This is a genomic window from Roseobacter sinensis (assembly GCF_025755255.1).
GTDB lineage: Bacteria > Pseudomonadota > Alphaproteobacteria > Rhodobacterales > Rhodobacteraceae > Roseobacter > Roseobacter sinensis.
Genome location: NZ_JALIEB010000045.1, coordinates 1 through 8,031 on the forward strand (window position 1 = coordinate 1; position 8,031 = coordinate 8,031).

The 8,031-nt window shown below is 54.0% G+C and carries 12 protein-coding genes; 7 read left to right on the plus strand and 5 right to left on the minus strand.

Annotated elements, in window-relative coordinates:
• The 3 genes from MUB52_RS23590 to MUB52_RS23600 form a co-directional block, all read right to left on the minus strand.
• Nucleotides 1-420: hypothetical protein (locus MUB52_RS23590; RefSeq protein WP_263846611.1), on the minus strand; the 420-nt coding region annotated here is incomplete at its 3' end.
• Nucleotides 417-1,160, minus strand: coding sequence for a hypothetical protein (locus tag MUB52_RS23595; protein ID WP_263846612.1), 744 nt, complete (start codon nt 1,158-1,160; stop codon nt 417-419). The genes MUB52_RS23595 and MUB52_RS23590, both read right to left, overlap by 4 nt.
• A 600-nt stretch (nt 1,161-1,760) precedes the next feature.
• Nucleotides 1,761-2,882 (minus strand): DUF4240 domain-containing protein, encoded by a 1,122-nt coding sequence (locus MUB52_RS23600; protein ID WP_263846613.1) that lies wholly within the window; start codon nt 2,880-2,882, stop codon nt 1,761-1,763.
• A 595-nt stretch (nt 2,883-3,477) separates the two neighbouring features.
• Here MUB52_RS23600 and MUB52_RS23605 point away from each other — a divergent pair.
• The 6 genes from MUB52_RS23605 (at nt 3,478) to MUB52_RS23630 (ending at nt 5,833) form a co-directional block, all read left to right on the plus strand.
• A complete protein-coding gene (locus MUB52_RS23605) occupies nt 3,478-3,801 on the plus strand; it encodes an ArsR/SmtB family transcription factor (RefSeq protein WP_263846614.1) in 324 nt (107 codons plus the stop codon).
• Nucleotides 3,791-4,261: an SRPBCC family protein gene (locus tag MUB52_RS23610; RefSeq protein ID WP_263846615.1), complete on the plus strand. Its 471-nt coding sequence runs from the start codon at nt 3,791-3,793 to the stop codon at nt 4,259-4,261. The genes MUB52_RS23605 and MUB52_RS23610 overlap by 11 nt, the downstream gene beginning before the upstream one ends.
• Entirely contained in the window at nt 4,254-4,655 is a 402-nt protein-coding gene (locus MUB52_RS23615) for a GFA family protein (RefSeq protein WP_263846616.1), read from the plus strand. Before MUB52_RS23610 ends, MUB52_RS23615 begins: the two co-directional genes overlap by 8 nt.
• Nucleotides 4,627-4,782: a hypothetical protein gene (locus MUB52_RS23620; RefSeq protein WP_263846621.1), complete on the plus strand. Its 156-nt coding sequence runs from the start codon at nt 4,627-4,629 to the stop codon at nt 4,780-4,782. The genes MUB52_RS23615 and MUB52_RS23620 overlap by 29 nt, the downstream gene beginning before the upstream one ends.
• Nucleotides 4,783-4,785: 3 nt before the next feature.
• Nucleotides 4,786-5,094: a YybH family protein gene (locus tag MUB52_RS23625; protein WP_263846617.1), complete on the plus strand. Its 309-nt coding sequence runs from the start codon at nt 4,786-4,788 to the stop codon at nt 5,092-5,094.
• 100 nt (nt 5,095-5,194) lie between these two features.
• The gene (locus MUB52_RS23630) at nt 5,195-5,833 is read left to right on the plus strand and encodes a class I SAM-dependent methyltransferase (protein ID WP_263846618.1); all 639 of its coding nucleotides are present in this window, start codon (nt 5,195-5,197) and stop codon (nt 5,831-5,833) included.
• A 102-nt stretch (nt 5,834-5,935) separates the two neighbouring features.
• Here MUB52_RS23630 and pth2 read toward each other — a convergent pair whose 3' ends face one another.
• Complete coding sequence (pth2, locus tag MUB52_RS23635) at nt 5,936-6,388, minus strand: peptidyl-tRNA hydrolase Pth2 (protein ID WP_263846619.1); 453 nt, start codon at nt 6,386-6,388, stop codon at nt 5,936-5,938.
• A gap of 225 nt (nt 6,389-6,613) precedes the next feature.
• The gene (locus MUB52_RS23640; RefSeq protein ID WP_318527463.1) at nt 6,614-7,504 is read right to left on the minus strand and encodes a serine hydrolase domain-containing protein; all 891 of its coding nucleotides are present in this window, start codon (nt 7,502-7,504) and stop codon (nt 6,614-6,616) included.
• Between MUB52_RS23640 and MUB52_RS24035 the strand changes: the two genes are divergently transcribed.
• Nucleotides 7,454-7,645: a hypothetical protein gene (locus tag MUB52_RS24035; RefSeq protein ID WP_318527464.1), complete on the plus strand. Its 192-nt coding sequence runs from the start codon at nt 7,454-7,456 to the stop codon at nt 7,643-7,645. The two genes, MUB52_RS23640 and MUB52_RS24035, sit on opposite strands and share 51 nt — an antisense overlap.
• Nucleotides 7,646-8,031: the final 386 nt, after the last annotated feature.

An 8,031-nucleotide genomic window follows, 5' to 3' on the forward strand; every position in this document is an offset into this window, starting at 1 on the left:
CTGAATGTCGCTTCCTCGCCATTCAATGTCCCCCTTCGGTGACCACTTTAATGGCCCAGTTCTAAGGGGGAAGGACACCGAGACACCAGCAATGTCATTGAAGACATCGCGATGGTATTGTTGGATCTGGTCAATATTCGCCGTGCCGGAATTTGCTTGCCTGACTTGGTTGTCGGCTTGCATCAGTTCGAGGCTGATGCGAGTGAACTGATTTCCTGATATGCTCTGACCTTCTTCACCAGCGATTGTGAGAAAATAGCGATTGGCAGATGAACCGGCGACCGTGTCGTTTAAAACAACGCCCAAGGCAAGACGGCCGTAGATATCACCAAAGCTGTCAAGAGCTTCATAGTAGGCGACCCGATCTCCTGCCTTTGCATGTTGGTCTAAGATATCGAGCTGTTGACTGGTTAGAGTCATTTTTTTGTCCTCACATCAGGTTTGCCCGTCGCGCAACTAAGGAAGCGGCTGATTTTGCCTTGGATGGCTGACCACTCGGGCAAATATTCGCGGGCGTAGTTAACTCTCACATCGATATCCGCTGTCCGAAAATCGTGATTGCAACTTGGATTGAGAACATCGCCAGGTTGCCTGCAGCTTATGACCCCCTGTACGGCATCCTTCTCATCGAAATTGACAAAGACGTCGCGGTACATGGTCTGCTCGCCAAGAGGCTCCAGACGGTACAAACCGACTTCGGTTGGCACTCTTTGAAAGCCGGAAAGCCCGTGCTTGGCATGTGGTGCTGCGCCGCTCAGAACGATCTCCACAAGGCGATCCAACTCCACCAAGTCATGGATGACGAAGGTCATGAAAGGCGCTGGACGTGTTTTCAGCAGCTCGGCAGTGTCAGGACGGTAGATAGGGGAGAAGTCGTTAATCATCACGCTGAACAACTGGGCCTCATGGATCTGGTCATCACGCCGATCCCAGACATCTTCGAAGTAGACCAGAGGGAACACCAGCTCGTGCGAGACGTCTTCCTGATGCATATAGAGGGTCTGTGAGACCATATCGGTTTCACTGTGAAACAGCGTGCAGACGTCTTCGTCTGAGCCCGCAGCTGGGTGTTGAAGCAGTAGCGCGCTCAGAAATGCTAAAGCCGTTGATTTTGGTGCGTGTGCGAAACTGTTCTTGCAGTTTTCGTACCACGGGGTCATCGCTTATCCTCACCGAGAAATTCAATCACAGGTTATCTTGAGGGTTCTCCCCGTCAATTGGATGTTATGGAAGATTTTAGGTACTTCTATGGTGATCCCGCTTCCTTTTCGGGCTTTGTTCCTGTGGGGTGCAAAATGACACTTTGAGCAGCGGCGCATGGCCATTGATGAAGATCTTGTTGAACCACACCGAATGTAGAACCCGCTCAGTCTTCCGAGAACCCATCTTGTACCGCAATAACGAGAATGCCGCATTCACTCGGCATGCTTTCACGCAGACCCAGTCGAGCGCCGTGTCCTAAGGTTCGAAGAAGAGTAACTGGCCCCACCACACAACCAGCTAGACTACCCAAATTTCGGCCCGCAACACCCTGTTTTTCCATAGAATCGGCCCAAACCAGCCGTTCATCATGTCAGGCTGCGCTGCAATGCAGCTTCACCGAACCGGACTCTCGCCGCGAGCGCAGAATCATACGGAGGTTGAGCTCACACTCAGGGCGGCGAAGCCGTCACACGTTTGGGCCGACTGAGTGGTTGCTTTGATGTGAGCACACGAAAAGGGGGCAGCCTCTCGACCTTCCCTTTGCGCGAAAAACTCGTTCACTGGGCCGCCAGCTTGGCAGCCACGCCCGGCAACAGATCGGCAAAGTCTTCTTCGGGTAACGCGACATTCAAAAGATTCTCTGCTGTGAGAAGCTTGCGCGCCATAGGTTTTCCGGTGCGGGCCTCATAAGCCAGAAGTGACGTATCCAGGAGCGGGAGCGCACCTTCGAAGTGTGTTGAAAACAGATTCACATCGAATGCGTTGGGGTCATTCAAAGTCGTCTCAAAGGCCTGCCTGCCTTGCAGGATCAACCAGCATCTAAATTCTTCAAAACTATCATCTGAGCATCCGTCATTGAGCAAAAACGCGAGAGCCCAGATATCGTCCCGGTAAGTGGATCGATGAAAGTCCTGCAAGTACTTGTCAAAGGTCTTGATTGCAGTGGCTTTGAAACGTTCGAGTCGCCTGGCAATATCTTCGATCTGGGCAGTCACGCCGATTTCCTCCGGAACGCCGATGACTTCCCAGAACAAATCACAATCCATTGCGCGAGGGTCTGGTTTGCCCGTGGGCCGCCGTCGCTCTTCGGCCTCAATTTCGGCACGATCCGCAGCGAGCTGCTTCAATTGAGCATCTGGCACGTCCATACGTTCGAACCAGTGTCGCGCGAAAGCCATGTTCCCCAGAATGTCTTCCTTTATCCTGGGTATCTGCGCTATCAAATTGTTGTAGCTGTTGCGATCAGAGGCATCGCTACTTCCCGAATACTTGGGTTTTCTATAACCCGCCTTTCGCTCGGCGATCCGATACCAGAAGTCACTCTTCCTCCCGGCGAGATGGTTTCGCCACATCCTGATGACCCGTTGCGTCTGACCCGCTTCTGCGAATTTACGCCACCATGCGAGTTCATCCTCATGCGGCCAAACGGAATAGCCTCCTGGCACCGTAAGATGCGCCTCCAATTGATCATAGAGGCCACGGGCAAAATATCCCTCCAACACCTTTTGGAAAGCGGGGTAGATGTGGCTATCGTTGAGGGAAGTTCCAGCCTGCTGCTTGATCTTTCCAGCATGGAGCAGATCGACAACCACCTCACGGAGCCGATCTTCGTCCTTGGTCGGAGTATCGTACCGAGGTTTGAAATACACCCCTTCTATGACAGCAATCTGGTCATGCATAATTTTGTGACAACTTTTAAGCTAGGTGTGCTGCTCGATCGAAACGACATATCTGCTAGCGCATTGTACGTTGATAGGACGTTATCCGCATGTCGAAAGTTGGGCAAAACCCAGAAAGCCACAAGGAAACTCAGACACCTATCAAATCGTGATTGGGTCTGACAATCAGAGACCTCAGTCTGCCCGTTGATCGGACTTTGTTTCATGCAGGTGTTTGGCAAAGCCTCAATGCAGGTTGAAACACTTGCTCAGAGCTCTCATTGGCGCACGTTACAGCGTCCGCCCCTTTGGGCTCGTTGCCGCCATCAGAGCTGGTGCAGTGCAGCATGTAGACGCCCAAAACCAATCCTCGGAGCTGAGGACGGCCCTGAGCTGCCTTTCATCGACGGGATCCGATGCTGCATCGCAGCCCGTCGAAGGAGACATTCGCCGCAGAAGCAAAATCTAGAGACAAGCGAACTTACAGATTGCGGACTTTGCTGCCGTTGAACGTATCGCTCCCAGTGCCTGTTTTGAGTTCCTGCTCAGACGTCTCTTGACTTCCACTCACAATAGTTCATTTTTTACTAAATAGTTTAGTGAGGTATAAAGCATTGTGACCACCGATACGACTTTCTCCGCACTCGCGCACCCTGTCAGGCGTCAGATGCTGGATAGACTTCTGGATGGACCGGCTACGGTGAGCCAGCTCGGCGCAAATCATGCCATATCGCCGGGAGCGATTTCCCAACACCTCCGGGTGCTTGAGCAGGCAGCCATGATCCGCAGGACGCTGAATGGTCGGCAACACCACATCGAACTGGACGAAAGAGGCTTCCAACCGGTTCTGACCTGGGCGGAAAAGTATGGAGCCTTCTGGGGTGCAAATCTGGAGTCGTTGGGAGAGTTCCTAATGCACGAGAAGTCCGATGAGCGGTGATGCTGCAACCAATGTCGATGAGGTCAAAGTATCAGCCTGGTACGCGGTAGGTGTTCGCCAAGCATTCTCTGCCTGGGCTGACCCCGGCAAATTAGAGAAATGGTTTGGCCCAAAAGGCTTTCGCGCCGAAGTCCTCGAGATGGATTTCAGGATCGGCGGTCGCTGGCGCTTCAAGATGATCTCGCAGTCCGGAGATGTCTCACATCATTACGGTCGGTATCTGGCGATTGAACCTGACAAATTGCTGTCGTTCACTTGGCAAAGCGAAGAAGACAGTGACCTGACAGAAGGGCGCGAAACGCGCGTAAGTGTCCATTTTTATGCGGAGGCGGGGGGTTCGCGCGTGACGTTGGTACACGAACGACTTCCCACACAGCAGGCAATGCGCGCCCTCGAATTCGGATGGTCGAGTGGCATGCCGAAACTGGGGCGACTTTTGGAAGGGAAGCGGGATGACTGAGATTATTCATGGAGGCTGTGCCTGTGGCGCCGTGAGGTATGAAGTTCGCGCTGAAATTGAGTTCTCGTTCAATTGTCACTGTCGGAAGTGCCAGAGAGCAACCGGCACTGGTCATTCATCGGCATTCGCGGTCCCGAAGGCTGAGTTCAAATGCTCTGGGACGATCAGGGAATTTGCTTCCTCAAGTGACAACGGTGCAACCACCCACGCCGGTTTCTGTCCTGAATGCGGTTCGCCGATGACCAGCCGCACCGAGAGGTTTCCTGAGCGCATTTACATACATGCCGCCACACTGGACGACCCTTCCAAATTCACGCCGGCGTTCGTGGTTTTTGGCGATGCGGCGCAACCTTGGGATCTTCCAGATGATCAACTGGCGAATGCCCCGCGATGACCTGAGCAATTTGAAGCAGAGAAAAACGGCAATCGACAGCAAATTAGGAAAACCAGCATTGGAAGCGACAGTGTCCGCCAAATCCTTCGTGAAAGAATACGAACACGCGCTCGGCACTCAAGATTAGAGCTTGGTTGCGCCGCTCATCGGCGACGACGCGATAGTGATCTTTTCGAATGGAGCTTTGCATGCGGGGAAAGAGGCGATCAGGGCGGCCTACCAACACAACTTCAATACGATAAAGGGTGAAGAGTACCGGATCGAGAACGTGCGCTGGCTGGCGGAGACGGCGGACGCCGCTGCTTGCAGTTTCGAGTTTCATTGGACTGGCGAAATTGAAGGACGGAAAGCTTCAGGTTCGGGACGTGGCACTGCGGTATTGGTCCGCAATGATGACCGTTGGCTGCTAGCTGGAGAGCAGTTGGGTCCAAAGTCGTAGCAACGGAACGCTTTCTTCGTCGTTGCGGCATTTGGTATGTCCGGGCTGGTTACGTTGAAACGAACAAATGCCGGACTTCGCACTTTAGAGAGACCATAAGATGAGCAATCCGGAAAAATTCTGGGACCAATCGGCCGATAACTACGATAAGTCTGAAGAGCAATTTGAGTACATCCACAGCCGGAGCCGAGACCTTGCCAAGGAACACCTTACGGATAGCGATGTCGTTCTAGACTATGGGTGTGGCACCGGCACGACCGCCTGCTATATTGCAGGTCATGTGAAGGAAATTCAGGGGATTGATATATCCGCGAGAATGGTTGAAATCGCGGCAGGCAAAGCGGCTAAAGCGAAAATCGCAAACGTTGACTTTGCGCAAAGCGACATCTTTGACGATCAGTTCGAAGAAGGGTCCTTCGATGTCATTCTGGCCTTCAACATGCTGCACACAGTACCTGATCCGCAGATGGTCGTTCAAAGAACGCTTGAGCTGCTAAAGCCGGACGGGACTTTTTTGTCGGCTACGCCCTGCCTGGGAGGCAAGATGTCCTTCTTTGTCCGCCTCAAAATCTTGCTTGTGCGATTGCTGCTAGTGACCGGGGTAATCCCTGTTCCGATTAGGCGACTAAGAACAGCTGATTTGGATGATTTAGTGGCGGTTGAGGGACTACGTACGGTTCGCACCGAAGTGATCTACAGAGGAGCAACTAGCTACTTCGTCGTGGCAAAAAAGGACTGATCATGTCGCTTGCCACGATTCAGGGCCGTGATGAAAGTAAACTCAAAAGCGGGCACATGCAGGTGCCGGACAACCTGTCGTTCTGGCGAAGGCCTTACAGGATCAAAGAAGGGTCAGGTCACCAGTTAGTTTGTCAATTTCAGCATCCGTCGCCGGGCCAATACCCAAGCAAGTGATTGTTCCTTGTGCAAGGAGCGTCTTACCAGCATCTCGAATAAGGCAGGCAGGCAATGACTTGGTTTGCGCTTCGGAATGCAATTCCTCCAACTCCAATTCCGAAGCGCATTTAAGAACAATTTTTGGCATTCCGCGTTCAAGCCACACTTCCCGCTTACTTTCTGCTGCTGCAAGAAAAGCCGATACGGAGGCATGGGCAACCTGTGCCGAGAGCTTGCCTTTAGGTAAGCTCAGCGCATCGTTCACGACAATAACCTGTTTCATTGAAACACAGTGCCCGCATTCCAGAGGTGCGACAACTCGATTGATCGCTTTTGGAGTTTGAGCGGCCATTCGTGCAACGCGCAGCATCCATGGCTTTGGGCTCACTGTTGCCATCAAAACTTCCGCGGCTTGCGCCCTGCCCGCTTCGTATTACCTTGGGGGACGGCCCTTTGCGGACCTTGGACCGGTCTTCAAGTTGCTGCGACGCAGCTCGTCAGACCGACCGTTCATGAGCGACAGTGCTAACCACTTCCCGGCGTCAAACGGATGTGTGTTGCTTCAGGTCCATCCTGCCATTCCACTCTTGACTGGGGCACGCAAAGTTTAGGGCAGTCCGCTCTATCCCAAGGCGAGGATTGGACCTTCGAGAAGCCTCATAAGGTCCCCAAAGTATCCACCGGACCTCGCAGGCCGGGTCGGATCGGAGGTGATAGCGACTGCCAAGCCTCGTTCTGGCTGCGCAGCGATAACTTGTCCACCGTAGCCTCGGCCCAGGACGTAGCCGGAGGGCGAAAGAAACCAACCGTAGCCATAGGACAGGCCAGACCAAGGTGAGTGGGCCCGCGGTTCGGTAGAAGCTTTGATCCAGTCATGTAAGACCACCTGCCTGCCATCAAACCGACCTCCATCGCGCATGAGCACCGCAAGCTTCAACATAGCGGTTGGATGCAGCGCCATCTCATTTCCGCCGAGATAGTACCCTTGGGGATCGCGCGTCCATGGCGGGATTTCTATCCCAAGCGGTCCGCCAAGATGAACGCGCGCCAACTCCAGCAAGCTCAATCGCGTCGCTTCGGTCAGGACAGCGCCCAGAATATGTGTAGAACCGGTAGAATAGAGCATTCGGCCCCCCGGCTGATCGACCATTGGACGTGAAAGTGCGTATGCAAGCCAGTTCGATGAGCTCACCCACTCTCCATAGTTTGGTCCCGATGTACGACCTAGGCCCGCGCGGAGCGTCACGAGGTCCTCGAGGCTAATACCGGCTACGCCTGGCGCTGCACTTGGAGGTAGGATGCCGGGAGCTGCATCGCCCAGAGTGACCTCGACCGAAGCGAAGGTGCCGCGATCCAGTTCCGCCCCGAGCAGCAAGGCTACAATGCTTTTGGAACACGACTTTATGTTTGCCAGCCGCTCGAGGCCGGGCCCTCGAGGAGCTTCCGCGAAGACCAGTTCGTCATGACGCTGGATCTGCAGCGAGTGGAGCTGCGGGAGGCCGTCGATGGCCATTTGAAGTTCAGCTTTCTGGGCGTGTACAACGCGTGGTACTGCTGCGGCAGCGACGGCGGACATGAATATTCTACGGCGGGAGATCATTCCGTCACAATGTTCGAGAGAGCCATCGTGTCCATGCCTCATCAATCACAATAGCGTGGGTAGTGAGAAACGGTTTCGATCCAAAGTCCCGACGAACCCTGTCACCCCGGCTCAGACCCGCCGCGTGCCGGGGGCAAGATGCAGAGATGTGGCTCGTCGCACCAGACGTTTGATACAACAGTTCACCACTCCGATATCAGTTGAAATCGGCCTCGCAGCATCAACTGCCCCCTCTTAAGCCGAGGAACGGCCCATACCGGACTCTCAACACCCAAATGGCTTTCTGCGGTTGCAGCCCGCATAGCAGCCATTCGCGGCATCGCCGAAAACAGATGACGGGCGAACTCACACGTCGCGTGACTTGGACGAAACCGCTCTCGCGGTATTGGCGCTTGGGGCAATGACAGTGCATTAATTCAGCAGTGGATTTGGTGGATGGG